Origin of the sequence: Caenimonas sp. SL110, assembly GCF_001044395.1 — a bacterium.
Classification (GTDB): domain Bacteria; phylum Pseudomonadota; class Gammaproteobacteria; order Burkholderiales; family Burkholderiaceae_C; genus Ramlibacter.
In genome coordinates, this window is sequence record NZ_JANU01000039.1 from 152,483 (window position 1) to 166,384 (window position 13,902).

Annotated in this window: 11 protein-coding genes; all 11 read left to right on the forward strand. The window is 61.7% G+C overall.

Features of this window, described 5'->3' with window-relative positions; all coding sequences use genetic code 11:
• The first annotated feature begins 40 nt into the window (after positions 1 to 40).
• On the forward strand, positions 41 to 3,367 hold the full coding sequence (gene icmF, locus AQ12_RS17680) for a fused isobutyryl-CoA mutase/GTPase IcmF (RefSeq protein ID WP_048441263.1): 3,327 nt from the start codon (positions 41 to 43) through the stop codon (positions 3,365 to 3,367).
• Between the two features lie 138 nt (positions 3,368 to 3,505).
• Positions 3,506 to 4,279, forward strand: coding sequence for an ABC transporter ATP-binding protein (locus AQ12_RS17685; RefSeq protein ID WP_048441264.1), 774 nt, complete (start codon positions 3,506 to 3,508; stop codon positions 4,277 to 4,279).
• 2 nt (positions 4,280 to 4,281) lie between these two features.
• The gene (locus AQ12_RS17690) at positions 4,282 to 4,986 is read left to right on the forward strand and encodes an ABC transporter ATP-binding protein (RefSeq protein ID WP_048441265.1); all 705 of its coding nucleotides are present in this window, start codon (positions 4,282 to 4,284) and stop codon (positions 4,984 to 4,986) included.
• Between the two features lie 72 nt (positions 4,987 to 5,058).
• A complete protein-coding gene (locus tag AQ12_RS17695; protein ID WP_048441266.1) occupies positions 5,059 to 6,258 on the forward strand; it encodes an ABC transporter substrate-binding protein in 1,200 nt (399 codons plus the stop codon).
• Between the two features lie 78 nt (positions 6,259 to 6,336).
• Positions 6,337 to 7,221 carry a branched-chain amino acid ABC transporter permease gene (locus AQ12_RS17700; protein ID WP_048441267.1) on the forward strand — a complete coding sequence of 295 codons (885 nt, stop codon included), beginning with the start codon at positions 6,337 to 6,339 and terminating at the stop codon, positions 7,219 to 7,221.
• Between the two features lie 2 nt (positions 7,222 to 7,223).
• On the forward strand, positions 7,224 to 8,177 hold the full coding sequence (locus AQ12_RS17705; protein WP_048441268.1) for a branched-chain amino acid ABC transporter permease: 954 nt from the start codon (positions 7,224 to 7,226) through the stop codon (positions 8,175 to 8,177).
• Positions 8,178 to 8,305: 128 nt separating this feature from the next.
• On the forward strand, positions 8,306 to 9,082 hold the full coding sequence (locus AQ12_RS17710) for an SDR family oxidoreductase (RefSeq protein WP_048441269.1): 777 nt from the start codon (positions 8,306 to 8,308) through the stop codon (positions 9,080 to 9,082).
• Positions 9,083 to 9,268: 186 nt separating this feature from the next.
• Positions 9,269 to 11,044, forward strand: coding sequence for a fatty acyl-AMP ligase (locus tag AQ12_RS17715; protein ID WP_053076784.1), 1,776 nt, complete (start codon positions 9,269 to 9,271; stop codon positions 11,042 to 11,044).
• Positions 11,045 to 11,058: 14 nt separating this feature from the next.
• Positions 11,059 to 11,301 (forward strand): acyl carrier protein, encoded by a 243-nt coding sequence (locus tag AQ12_RS17720; RefSeq protein ID WP_048441270.1) that lies wholly within the window; start codon positions 11,059 to 11,061, stop codon positions 11,299 to 11,301.
• A 47-nt stretch (positions 11,302 to 11,348) separates the two neighbouring features.
• The gene (locus AQ12_RS17725; protein WP_082151668.1) at positions 11,349 to 12,482 is read left to right on the forward strand and encodes a fatty acid desaturase; all 1,134 of its coding nucleotides are present in this window, start codon (positions 11,349 to 11,351) and stop codon (positions 12,480 to 12,482) included.
• A gap of 35 nt (positions 12,483 to 12,517) precedes the next feature.
• A partial coding sequence (locus AQ12_RS17730; protein ID WP_048441271.1) for a condensation domain-containing protein occupies positions 12,518 to 13,902 on the forward strand: 1,385 nt, incomplete at its 3' end.

Here is a 13,902-nt window from a genome sequence, read left to right on the forward strand (position 1 = left end):
AAACGTCAACTAAGCTGGCGGCCTGCTGGAGACACTGCCCATGACCGACCTGTCCGCCGAATTCAAGGCGCTTGCCAACTACCGCCCGACCCACAAGGTGCGTTTCGTCACTGCCGCAAGCCTGTTCGACGGCCACGACGCGGCCATCAACATCATGCGGCGCATCCTGCAGGGCATGGGCGCCGAGGTGATCCACCTGGGCCACAACCGCAGCGTCGATGAGGTCGTCACTGCCGCCCTGCAGGAAGACGTGCAGGGCATCGCGATCAGCTCTTACCAGGGCGGTCACGTCGAATATTTCAAGTACATGGTCGACCTGCTCAGGCAGCGCGGCGGTGAGCACATCCAGGTGTTCGGCGGCGGCGGCGGCGTGATCGTGCCACCTGAAATCCGCGAACTGCACGACTACGGCGTTACGCGCATCTACAGCCCCGAAGACGGCCAGCGCATGGGCCTGGCCGGCATGATCGGCGAGATGGTGATGCGCTGCGACAAGGACATCACCGGCTACGCGCCAAAGAGTGTCGAAGGCATACAGGGTCACGGCGAGATGAACTGGCGCGCGCTGGCGCAACTCATCACCGCGCTGGAAAGCGGCAAGGCCGACCCCGCCCTGGTGCAGGCGGTGCAGCAGGAAGCCGGCAAGAAAAATATCCCGGTCATCGGCATCACCGGCACCGGCGGCGCGGGCAAGTCGTCGCTCACCGACGAGTTGATTCGCCGCCTTCGACTGGATCAGGATGACGCGCTGCGCATCGCGGTGATCTCCATCGATCCGTCGCGCAGGAAGAGCGGTGGCGCCTTGCTCGGCGACCGCATCCGCATGAATGCGATCAGCCCGTGGCGCACGGCAATCTCTCCTTCCCCCAGCGGTGAAGGGAGTGAACAGCGTGTCTTCATGCGCTCGCTGGCAACCCGCGACTTCGGCAGCGAAATCTCGGCTGCCCTCCCCGACGTCGTCTCGGCCTGCAAAGCCGCAGGCTTTGACCTCGTCATCGTCGAAACCTCTGGCATCGGCCAGGGCGACGCGGCCATCGTGCCGCTGGTCGATGTGCCGATGTATGTGATGACGCCCGAATTCGGTGCCGCCAGCCAGCTCGAAAAAATCGACATGCTCGACTTTGCCGAGTTCGTGGCGATCAACAAGTTCGACCGCAAGGGCGCTGCCGATGCGCTGCGCGATGTCGCCAAGCAGGTGCAGCGCAACAAGGAGGCCTGGGGCAAGCGCCCCGACGAGATGCCCGTGTTCGGCACCATGGCCGCACGCTTCAACGACGACGGTGTCACTGCGCTGTATCAGGCACTCAAGCCGCGTCTGGCTGAACTCGGCCTCAAGCTCACCGATGGAACATTGCCTCGGGTCGATGTCCGCCACAGCACCAACCAGACGCCTGTGGTCCCAGCCGCCCGCACCCGCTACCTCGCTGAAATCAGCGACACCGTTCGCGCCTACAAGAAGCGTTCGCGCGAGCAGGCCCGGCTCGCGCGCGAAGTGCAGCAACTCAAGGAAGCAGCGCGCATGCTCAAGGTCGACAAGCCAGAGCGCGCGCCGGCCGCAGAAGCCACGCTCGACCTCGCAGGCAAGCGCCTGTCGCTGATGGACCGCGATGCCTTGCAGCTGCTCAAGCAGTGGCCCGACATGCAAAAGGCCTATGCGGGCGACGAATACGTCGTGAAGATCCGCGACAAGGAACTGCGCACCGCCCTCACCACCAAATCGCTTTCAGGCACCGTGATCCGCAAGGTGGCCTTGCCCACCTACGAAGACCACGGCGAAGTCCTCAAATGGCTGATGCTCGACAACGTGCCGGGCAGCTATCCCTACACCGCCGGCACCTTCGCATTCAAGCGCGAAGGCGAAGACCCGACGCGCATGTTCGCCGGTGAAGGCGATGCGTTTCGCACCAACACGCGCTTCAAGCTTTTGAGCTCGGGCATGCCCGCCAAGCGCCTGTCCACCGCGTTCGATTCGGTCACGCTGTACGGCAACGACCCCGATCCGCGTCCCGACATCTATGGCAAGGTCGGCAACTCCGGCGTGTCGATTGCAACGCTGGAAGACATGAAGGTGCTGTACTCGGGGTTCGACCTGTGCAACCCGAGCACGTCGGTCTCGATGACCATCAACGGCCCTGCCCCTTCGATCCTGGCGATGTTCATGAACACCGCCATCGACCAGAACCTGGAAAAGTTCAAGGCCGACAACGGCCGCGAACCCACCGACACAGAAGCCGCAAAGATCCGCGAATGGGTGCTGGCCAATGTGCGCGGCACGGTGCAGGCCGACATCCTGAAAGAAGACCAGGGCCAGAACACCTGCATCTTCTCCACCGAGTTCTCGCTCAAGGTCATGGGCGACATCGCAGAGTATTTCGTGCACCACAACGTGCGCAATTTCTACTCGGTGTCGATCTCGGGCTATCACATCGCCGAAGCCGGCGCGAATCCGATCTCGCAGCTTGCATTCACGCTGTCCAATGGCTTCACTTTCGTGGAGGCTTACCTCGCGCGCGGGATGCACATCGACGACTTTGCGCCCAACCTTTCCTTCTTCTTCTCCAACGGCATGGACCCCGAGTACACCGTGATGGGCCGCGTCGCGCGTCGCATCTGGGCCGTGGCGATGAAAGAAAAATACGGCGCGAACGAGCGCTCGCAAAAGCTCAAGTACCACATCCAGACCTCGGGCCGCAGCCTGCACGCGCAGGAGATCCAGTTCAACGACATCCGCACCACGCTGCAGGCGCTGATCGCGATCTACGACAACTGCAATTCGCTGCACACCAACGCATTTGACGAAGCCATCACCACGCCGACCGAAGAGAGCGTGCGCCGCGCGATGGCCATCCAGCTCATCATCAACCGCGAGTGGGGCCTGGCCAAAAACGAGAATCCGAGCCAGGGCTCTTTCATCATCGAGGAGCTCACCGAGCTGCTCGAAGAAGCGGTGCTGTCCGAATTCGAGCGCATCGCCGAGCGCGGCGGCGTGCTCGGCGCGATGGAGACCGGCTACCAGCGCGGCCGCATCCAGGATGAGTCGATGCACTACGAAATGCTCAAGCACACCGGCGAGCTGCCCATCGTGGGCGTCAACACCTTCCGCAACCCGCACGGCGACAAGGTGCAGGACAAGCTCGAACTCGCGCGCTCGACCGATGAAGAAAAGCAGAGCCAGCTCACGCGCCTGCACGACTTCCACCAGCGCAACGCCGCAGTGGCACCCGCGATGCTCAAGCGCCTGCAGCAAGCGGTGATCGACAACCGCAATGTGTTCGAAGTGCTGATGGATGCGGTGCGCGTCTGCTCGCTGGGGCAGATCACCAACGCGCTATTTGAAGTCGGCGGCCAGTACAGGCGCAACATGTGAATTCGTCAGATCACTGACAGCATCGGCGAGTCACGCAAAACTACTTAAGGTCTTACCCCCTACCGCACTGCAGCACGCGTCCCTAGCATTCGGCATCTTCTCCGGGATGTACCGGAAAGATGCAATCAGGAGCGCGATTTGTCGGGTGAGTTCATTCTAGAGACGAAGGGTCTGACCAAGGAGTTCAAGGGCTTCGTGGCGGTCAACAACGTCGACCTGAAGGTGCGCCGCGGCCACATTCATGCGCTCATTGGCCCCAATGGCGCAGGCAAGACGACGTTCTTCAACCTGCTGACCAAGTTCCTGCCGCCCACGCGCGGCACGATCACCTACCAGGGCGTGGACATCACGCACGAGAAGCCCGCACAGACGGCACGCCGCGGCATCGTCCGCTCGTTCCAGATCTCTGCGGTGTTCCCGCACATGACCGTGCTGGAGAACGTGCGCGCCGCGCTCCAACGCAACATGGGCACGTCGTTTCATTTCTGGCGCCCCGAAAAATCCCTCTTCCATCTGCATGAGCGCGCGCAGCAGTTGCTCGCCTCTGTCGACCTGCAGGATTTTGCGGATGAGCTGACGGTCAATCTTCCCTATGGCCGCAAGCGCGCGCTCGAACTGGCCACCACGATGGCGCTGGAGCCCGACCTGATGCTGCTGGACGAGCCGACACAAGGCATGGGTCACGAAGACGTGCATCGTGTCACCGAACTCATCAAGAAGGTCTCAGCAGGCCGCACCATCCTCATGGTCGAGCACAACATGAATGTGGTCGCCAGCATTGCCGATCGCATCACCGTTTTGCAACGAGGCGCAATCATTGCCGACGGCCCGTACGCGGAAGTGTCCGCCAACCCCCTCGTGATCGAGGCCTACATGGGCACGGCTGACACCGCCCTGCAAGGAGCCCACTGATCATGACCCAGGAAATCCTCAAGATCGAAGGCCTGCACGCCTGGTACGGCGAGTCGCACATCCTGCACGGCGTCGATCTCACGGTGAACGAAGGCGAAGTGGTTTGCCTGCTCGGGCGCAACGGCGCTGGCCGCACCACCACCATGCGCGCCATCGTCGGCCTGACCGGCGCGCGCAAGGGCTCGATCCGCATTGGCGGCGTCGAAGCCATCAAGCTGGCACCGCACAAGGTTGCGCGCCTGGGCGTGGGCTACTGCCCCGAAGAGCGCGGCATCTTTGCGAGCCTCTCGGCCGAAGAAAACCTGATGCTGCCGCCCGTCATCAAGGCCGGCGGCATGTCGATCGACGAAATCTACGGCATGTTCCCCAACCTGAAAGAGCGCGCGAACAGCCCCGGCACGCGCCTGTCGGGTGGCGAGCAGCAGATGCTGGCGGTCGCGCGCATCCTGCGCACCGGCGCGCACCTCTTGCTGCTCGATGAAATCTCGGAAGGGCTTGCGCCGGTCATCGTCCAAAAGCTGGCCGACATGATCCGCACGCTCAAGGCCAAGGGCTACACCATCGTGCTGGTCGAGCAGAACTTCCGCTTTGCCGCGCCGCTGGCCGACCGCTTCTATGTGATGGAACACGGCGCGATCGTCAAGCAGTTCGAAAAGCACGAACTGCAAGACAACATGAAGATGCTGCAGGAGTTCCTTGGCATCTGAAACCTGTTTCGAGGGCCGTTTTGGCGCGCCTCTCTTCCTTTTGTGTCACACGTTTTACCCAGGAGACTATTCATGAAACTCAAGACAATCGTCGCCGCGCTGGCTGTCGGCTTCGGCACCTTCAGCGCCGTTGCACAGAGCAACACCGGTCCGATCAAGATCGGCATGATCACCGACATGTCGAGCCTCTATGCCGACATCGACGGACCCGCAGGCGCCGAGATGGTCAAGTGGGCGATCCAGGACTTCGGCGGCAAGGTGCTGGGCCGTCCGGTCGAAGTGCTGTCGGCTGACCACCAGAACAAGGCCGACGTCGCCAGCTCCAAGGCGCGCGAGTGGATGGACAAGGAAAACCTCGCCATGCTCGTGGGCGGCACCAGCTCCGGCACGGCCCTGGCCATGTCCAAGGTTGCTTCCGAGAAGAAGCGTCCCTTCATGGTGATCGGCGCCGGCTCGGCACGCCTGACCAACGAAGACTGCTCGCCCTACACCGTGCACTACGCTTACGACACCGTGGCCCTGGCCAAGGTTGCAGGCAACGCGCTGGTGAAGGCCGGCAACAAGAACTGGTACTTCCTGACGGCTGACTACGCGTTCGGTCACTCGCTCGAAGGCGATGCTTCCACCGTGGTCAAGGCCAACGGCGGCACCGTGGTCGGCGCTGTGCGTCACCCGCTGAACGCATCTGACTTCTCTTCGTTCCTGCTGCAGGCTCAAGGCTCCAAGGCCCAGATCCTGGGCCTGGCCAACGCCGGCGGTGACTTCACCAACGCGATGAAGGCTGCCAAGGAATTCGGCATCACCAAGACGATGAAGGTCGCCGGCCTGCTGGTGTTCATCAACGACGTGCACAGCCTGGGCCTGTCCAACACCGAAGGCCTGCAACTGGCCGACAGCTGGTACTGGAACCAGGACGACGCATCGCGCAAGTTCGCCAAGCGCTTCTTTGACAAGTACAAGCGCATGCCGTCCAGCCTGCAGGCTGCCGACTACTCGGCCACCCTGACCTGGCTCAACGCAGTCAAGACCGTGGGCTCGACCGACGCCGACAAGGTGATGGCCGAGATGAAGAAGACGGGCGCCAACGACTTCTACAGCAAGGGCAAGATCCGCGCTGACGGCCGCATGATCCATGACATGTACCTGTTCCAGGTCAAGGGCCAGAAGGAATCGACGACGCCGTGGGACTACTACAAGCTCGTGGCCAAGGTTCCTGGTGACCAGGCCTTCACGACGGTTGCCGAGTCCAAGTGCTCGCTGCTGAAGAAGTAAGCAGACCCTCACCCCAGCCCTCTCCCGCAAGCGGGAGAGGGGGCAAGAAGCTCCGTATCGCTCACTAGAGGCAATCCCTTGGAAATTTTCGGCATCCCCCACCAGGCATTCCTGGGCCAGCTCATGCTGGGGCTGGTCAATGGCGCGTTCTACGCCATGCTCAGCCTCGGACTGGCTGTGATCTTCGGCCTGCTGGACATCGTGAACTTCGCGCACGGCGCGCTGTACATGCTGGGCGCGTTCGCCGCGTGGATCATGCTGGACAAGTTCGGCGTGAACTTCTGGTTCGCGCTGATCCTCGCTCCGCTCATCGTCGGCGCCCTGGGCGTTGCGATCGAGCGCACATTTCTCAAGCACCTGTACGGCCTTGATCCGCTGTACGGGCTGCTGCTCACTTTCGGCCTGTCGCTGATCTTCGAAGGCATCTTTCGCGAGATGTACGGCGTATCGGGACAGTCCTATCCGGTTCCTGAACTGCTCTCGGGTGCGACCAACCTGGGCTTCATGATCCTGCCGAACTACCGCGCATTCGTGGTGGTCGCATCGCTGGCAGTGTGCCTGGGCACCTGGTTCCTGATCGAGCGCACACGGCTGGGCGCCTACCTTCGCGCCGGTACCGAAAATGCAAAGCTGGTGCAGGCCTTCGGCGTGAACGTGCCGCTGATGGTGATGCTGACCTACGGTGCGGGCGCTGCCCTGGCCGCACTGGCCGGCGTGCTCGCCGCGCCCATCATCCAGGTGACACCGCTCATGGGCTCCAATCTCATCATCGTGGTGTTCGCGGTGGTGGTGATCGGCGGCATGGGTTCCATCCTCGGCTCCGTGGTCACGGGTCTGGGGCTCGGCGTGATCGAAGGCATGACGCGCGTGTTCTACCCCGAAGCATCCAGCGTCGTCGTGTTCGTGGTGATGGTGATCGTGCTCATCATTCGCCCTGCAGGCCTCTTCGGCAAGGAAGCCTGATCATGAACCTCACCAACGACAACAAACTGATCCGCATCACCTACGCGGTGATCCTCGCCATCCTGCTGATTGCACCGTTCCTGGGCCTGTACCCGGTGTTCGTGATGAAGCTGCTGTGCTTCGCCCTCTTTGCCTGCGCGTTCAACCTGATGCTGGGCTTCACCGGACTGCTCTCTTTCGGACACGCTGCCTTCTTCGGCAGCGCCGCCTACGTCACCGGCTGGGCCATCAAGTCGCAAGGCTGGTCGCCCGAGCTTGCGCTCATCGGCGGCACCGTGGCCTCTGCATTCCTGGGCCTGGTGTTCGGCCTTGTAGCCATCCGCCGCCAGGGCATCTACTTCGCGATGATCACGCTGGCGCTCGCGCAGATGGTGTACTTCATCGCGCTGCAGGCGCCCTTCACCGGCGGTGAAGACGGCCTGCAAGGTGTGCCGCGCGGCAAGCTCTTCGGCCTGATCGACCTCACCGGCGACACGACGATGTACTACGTCGTGGTCGTGATCTTCGTGGCGTGTTTCATGGCCATCGCTCGCATTGTCACTTCGCCTTACGGCCAGGTGCTCAAGATGATTCGCGAGAACGAGCCGCGCGCTGTTTCGCTCGGCTATGAGGTGGACAAGTACAAGCTGCTCGCGTTCGTGCTGTCTGCGGGTCTTGCAGGGCTTGCAGGTGCGCTCAAGACGCTGGTGATGGGCTTTGCCACGCTGTCCGATGTGCACTGGTCGATGTCGGGCGAAGTGATCCTGATGAGCCTGCTGGGCGGTGTCGGCACCTTGTTCGGGCCTGTGTTTGGCGCGGGCATCGTGATTGCGTTGCAGAACCTGCTGGCCGACAAGGTCGGTGCCTGGGTCACGGTGATCATCGGCGCGATCTTCGTGATCTGCGTGCTGGCCTTCCGCAAGGGCGTGGTCGGTGAGTTGCGCGCGTATATGGACAGGCGCCGGGCGCGGGCCTGATCCAGGCAGTTGTGGATTGCGGGTCGAGCCCGCAATGACAGCCATTGGGGTTGTCAGGAGTGTCATCCATGTGATTGGAGCCAGGCGTTGCCCGCGCTACGCTTTGCCCATTACAACGGAGACACCACATGAGCGACCCCACTTCACTCTTCTCGCTGCAAGGCCGCACGGCCCTCATCACCGGTGGTTCACGAGGCATCGGCCGCATGATCGCGGCCGGGTTTCTCGCACAAGGCGCGAAGGTGTACATCTCGTCGCGCAAGGCCGCAGCCTGCGATGCGACTGCGAGTGAACTGTCTGCCATCGGCCCATGCTTCTCGCTGCCGATGGACGTGTCCACCGTGGCAGGTGCCAAGGCGCTGGCTGCTGCCTACGGCGAAAAGGAATCGTCACTCGACATCCTGGTGAACAACGCGGGCGCGGCATGGGGCGAGTCGTTCGACACCTTCCCCGAAAGCGGCTGGGACAAGGTTGTGGACCTGAACCTGAAGTCGCCGTTCTTCCTCACGCAGGCGCTGCATGGGCTGCTGAAAAAAGGCGCTGCAAACCGGCCCGCGAAAGTGATCAACATCGCGTCGATCGACGGCGTTTCGGTCAACCCGCAAGAGACCTACTCATACGCCGCGAGCAAGGCCGGTTTGATCCATCTGATCAAGCGGATGTCGCTACGGCTCGCGCAAGACAACATCGTCGTGAGCGGGATTGCACCGGGTGCGTTTGCCTCGGAGATGAATCGCACGGCGCGCGACCACGCAGATGAAGTCGCCAAGCGGATTCCAGCGGGTCGTATTGGTGTCGACGATGACATGGCCGGCGTGGCGATTTATCTGGCTTCGCGGGCAGGCGATTACGTCGTGGGCGAAACGATCGTGGTGGATGGTGGGGTGACGATCGCGCGGGGGTGAATTGAGAACTTAATAGTCAGCAATAGTTGATAACGCTTAATCGAAGAAGTAGTCCCTTGCGATCAGTAATCTCCGCTTTTCGCGGTCTCAACCCATCCGTATAGCTCCATTCAAAACAGAGGGTCCGCAACATGTCCGTAGGCCGATGCACTTCGAATGCATCGGCCCTTTTCAAAGGACTGTTGCATGCAAGACCTCATCACTGCAGAACGAATCGCCAACAGCCCGAGCGCCCGGGTAACGCGTAACCGCACGCTCGTCGACATTCTGGTTGAGCGCGCGGCGTTACAGCCGGATGACGTCGCGTTCACCTTCATCGGCGAGGGAGCGACCGGCGGCGAGAGCGGCCTCACCCTCACCTATCGCGAACTCTATGAGCAGGCGGCGGGTTTCGCCAGCTTGCTGCAAGCGCACGGCCTGACCGGCGAACGCGTGCTGCTGGTCTTCAAGTCCAACGCCTGGTTCGTCATCTCGTTTTTTGCGTGCCTGATGGCGGGTGCGATCGCAGTGCCCACCGCGCCACCGCGGCGCGAACAGATGGCGCAGCGCCTTCGCACCATCGCCGGAAATGCCGGGGCCCGTGCGGGCATTCCCGATTCGGACGAAGTGATGCAGACGGCGATTGGCCTGGGTCATGACGATGTGCACTGGTTCGATGTGCGCCAGTTGAGCAAGGACGGTGCGTTGGCTGCGCGTGCGACGAATTGGAGGCCGCCGCTGCTGCGCAGCGACTCGCTGGCGTTTTTGCAGTACACGTCGGGTTCGACCGGGGATCCAAAGGGGGTGATGGTCAGTCACGGGAACTTGATGGCGAACTCGCGCCACCATACCGTGGCATGCGGCAACGACTCTGAAACGCGCGCACTCTTCGCCCTGCCGCTGTATCACGACATGGGCCTGATTGGTGGCATCGTGCAAACCGTGTACGCGGGCTTTCCGGCGCACGTGATGAGCCCGGCGCACTTCGTGCAGAAGCCCCAGCGCTGGTTGCAGCTGATTTCGCAGTTGCGCATCTGCTCGAGCGGCGGTCCCAACTTCATGTATGACCTTGCGGCGCAGGTGATCCAGCCCGAGCACCTCGAAGGAGTTGATCTGTCGAGCTGGCGCATCGCCTACTGCGGCGCTGAACCCATTCGTGCTTCGACAATTGAACGCTTCACCAGCAAGTTCGCGCCTTACGGCTTTCGCGCAGGCTCATTTTTTCCGTGCTACGGCATGGCCGAAGCCACACTCTTCGTCACAGGCAGCAAGCTCGGGACCGCGCCGCAACTGGCCACCTCAGCCAGCGGCGGCCAACCCGTGGTCGGTTGTGGCTTTCCCGATCCCGACACCACGATCGAGATCGTCGACCCCGCCAACCGACAGCCGCTGCCCGAGGGCCAGGAAGGCGAAATCTGGGTCAGCGGAGTAACCGTCGCGCAGGGTTACTGGAAAAACCCCACGGCGACGGAGCACACCTTCAAGGCCCGACTTGCCAAATCAAACGCCGGTCCGTTCCTGCGTACCGGCGATCTGGGATATCGCAAGGACGGCAACCTCTTTGTCACGGGGCGCCTGAAGGACCTGATCATCGTGCGCGGTCGCAACTTCGCGCCGCATGACCTGGAACTCGAGGCCGAAGGAAGTCATCCGGGCCTGCAGCCAGGTGGCGGCGCCGCATTCACGCTGACCGAGGGTGATCAGGAGCGATTGATCCTGGCCTTCGAATTGAAGCGTGAATGGAGACGGCGAGAAGACGAATGGGGCGTCGTGGAGGCCGCTGTGCGCGCCAGCATTGCGCGTGGCTACCAGTTGCGTGTTGACGACGTCGTGCTGCTCGCACCGGGCGCACTGCCGCGAACATCCAGCGGCAAGGTCAGGCGTACCCAGTGTCGGGTCGATTACCTCGGAGGTCGGCTCATGCCAATGGCACCTATGGCGCCGCGGGTGGTGACGCCTTCGAGCGCACTGAATCCAACTTGAAAAAGGAACCATCAATGACCGTCGATCCACTTACCTCCTGGTTACAGGTCGAACTCGCCCGCATGCTTGACGTTCCCGCGGAGCGCATCCAGAACGATACGCCGTTGATGGCACTGGGCCTCGATTCACTCATAGCCGTGCGCCTTTGCGGCGCACTTTCGGAGAAGGTTGGCTTCGAGGTCGATCCGATGACCGTGTTCGACGGCGACACGATTGCCCAGATTGCGGCGAACGTGCGTGCCGTCCGTACGACATGACCCCAAACGCCTAACCGCATAGACGACGTCAATACACGGTACCTCGCATGCAAGCATCAAATAGTTCGGCAGCGCACCCTGAATCGGTCGTTCCGTCCGATGACGCACTCTCTACCGCGACTTTGCGTCGCCGCCTGCGTGCGGAGCTTCCTGCCGCCACGTTCGAGGCTCGCCCCTGGCGCGCGCTGTGGTTCATTCCCCTCTTTGGCACCGCCGCTGGACTGATGACATTCATCATCATGGCGCAGCCCGCCTGGTATTGGTCGACCCTTCTGGGAACCGTGGTCGGACAGTGCCTTGCCGGCATGATCTTTCTCGGGCACGAGGCGATGCACGGATCGATGATGTCTTCTACCAGGCTACAGACATTTCTTGGCTATCTCGGATTTTGGCCCGTTGGCATCTCTCCAACACTGTGGAGGGTATGGCACAACCAGATCCACCACAGCAAGACCAATATGGCCAACGCCGACCCGGACTGCTTTGGAACACTCGAACGCTACCAGGGCATGCGCTCCACCCGGTTCGTAGCGCGCCTTGGTCCAGGATCGCGTCACTGGAGCAGCGTGTTCTTCCTCGGGTACTGGTTCAGCTTTCAGGGCCAGGTGATGCTTTGGATCCAGTCGAAATACATGTGGTCGTTCAAGAGCCTTAACCGCAGGCGCGCCAAGCTCGACACCTTCGGCTCGCTCGCCTTCTGGATCGTCATTGCGGTGCTCGCCGGTTGGCAGTCGCTGTACGTGGTCGTCATTCCGCTGGTCGTTGCGAACGCAACCATGATGGCCTACATCGCAACCAATCACATCATGCGGCCGCAGACCACCACCAACGATCCCCTCGATAACTCGATGAGCGTGACCACAACGAGGCTCATGGACGGCATTCACTTCAACTTCAGCCATCACGTCGAGCACCACCTGTTTCCACGCATGAGTCCCGCCTGTGCACCGGTCGTGCGCGCATGGCTACAAGAGAACGCGCCGGAAAGGTACATCTGCCCTCCTCACCACGTTGCACTTGCGGCGATCTACCGGACACCAAGAATCTATCTCGACGCGACCACGCTTTGTGATCCCGAGGACCTTAGCTACACAGCGAGTACTGACGACCTTGCTGCCGCGTTTCGCCGCGATCGATCGCAGCGCATGTCTGAACAACATCGTCAACCGCACGCGCATTGAACGCAATGACTCGCACGACATCAAGGAACTGATAGATGGCTTACGACCGCACGGCTACAAACACTTCGAGTAACTGCGAAATTGCCGCCGAAGCGGTCCACGCCACCAAGCAACCCTGGCACCCTTTGTCGGCGGGGCAGCTCAGTCCCTGGTTTCACTACCGTGTGGCACCCGAAAGCCAGGGTGCGCACAACCCCGGTATGTGCATGCGGGTGCGCGGGACGCTTGATTGCACGCATCTGGCCAGCGCCCTGCGTACGCTGATCGCTCGCCACCCAATGTTGACGGCTGAGTTTTCGGAGATCGACGGGCAACCTGTGCAACGCGTCCGGCCTGATGCCGTGCCCGAGATCGTTCGCATCGACGCTCGCAGCTTCACCACGGAGCAGTTGATCAAGGCGGTGGACGAAACCATGCGGACGGCTTTCGATTTGCATGCTCCTCCTCACATGCGGGTCTGCATTTATGACACTGGCCCCGATGAGGCAGCACTGCTCCTGGCCTTCGACCACATCGTCTGCGACGGCTGGTCGTTTTGGCTGCTGCTCGAAGAACTCGGCGAGTTGTTGAGCGAGCCGGCAGGCGTCGCGCCTGCGAACCAGACGAACGATGTGACCGTCCAGTACTTCGACTACATCGAAGTGCAGCGGCAGGCTCTCGCGGGCGCCAAGGGTGAGCAACAGTGGGACTACTGGCGTCACCAACTCAAAAATCTGCCAGCGCTCGATCTTCCGGTTGATCGGCCACAGCGCCCGAGCGTCGGCTATCGCGGAGGCACGCTGATTTTTATGCTGGATCCAGCGCTCACGGCGCAGGTCAAACAGTTATCAGCGGCAAATGCGGGTTCGGCGTTTTCGACCCTGTTGGCCGCATTCCAGGTTCTGCTGCACCGTATCAGTGGTCAGGACGAGGTGGTCATCGGCACGGTGATGCCGGCGCGCGGCACCGGGGAGTGGGATCGCGTCGTGGGGCAATTCATCAATCCTGTTGTGCTTCGGGCTGACCTGTCCAATGAACCAACAGTGCGCGCGGTGTTACGCGCAACACGCAATACCGCGATGCTCGCACTCAAGAATCAGGACTTTCCGTTTTCGACGCTAGTGCAGCGTCTGGGACTTGCGCGCGATTCCAACCGGCATCCGATGTTTCAGGTGATGTACAACTTTCAGAAAGCCCGCCACGGACAGGATCTGCTGACGCTGTGGGCCGGCGACGAGAGTGCCCCGCCGGTGCGTTGGGGTGGGCTCGACCTGACAACTTTTCCGTCGGCTGACAGCGACGGGCTTTTTGACCTGACGCTCGAAGTGATGGACCTGGGCGACAGGATCCGCGCTGGCTTGAAGTACAACGCCGATCTGTTTGATGCAGCGACGGTTGAACGCATGGCGAGCAACTTCACAACGCTGCTGGCTGCGATGGT

What these genes read in the sequence shown, in the direction of transcription:
- icmF (WP_048441263.1), top strand. Translation starts at nt 41, where the DNA reads ATGACCGACCTGTCCGCCGAATTCAAGGCGCTTGCCAACTACCGCCCG.
- AQ12_RS17690 (WP_048441265.1), top strand. Translation starts at nt 4,282, where the DNA reads ATGACCCAGGAAATCCTCAAGATCGAAGGCCTGCACGCCTGGTACGGC.
- AQ12_RS17695 (WP_048441266.1), top strand. Translation starts at nt 5,059, where the DNA reads ATGAAACTCAAGACAATCGTCGCCGCGCTGGCTGTCGGCTTCGGCACC.
- AQ12_RS17705 (WP_048441268.1), top strand. Translation starts at nt 7,224, where the DNA reads ATGAACCTCACCAACGACAACAAACTGATCCGCATCACCTACGCGGTG.
- AQ12_RS17710 (WP_048441269.1), top strand. Translation starts at nt 8,306, where the DNA reads ATGAGCGACCCCACTTCACTCTTCTCGCTGCAAGGCCGCACGGCCCTC.
- AQ12_RS17715 (WP_053076784.1), top strand. Translation starts at nt 9,269, where the DNA reads ATGCAAGACCTCATCACTGCAGAACGAATCGCCAACAGCCCGAGCGCC.
- AQ12_RS17720 (WP_048441270.1), top strand. Translation starts at nt 11,059, where the DNA reads ATGACCGTCGATCCACTTACCTCCTGGTTACAGGTCGAACTCGCCCGC.
- AQ12_RS17725 (WP_082151668.1), top strand. Translation starts at nt 11,349, where the DNA reads ATGCAAGCATCAAATAGTTCGGCAGCGCACCCTGAATCGGTCGTTCCG.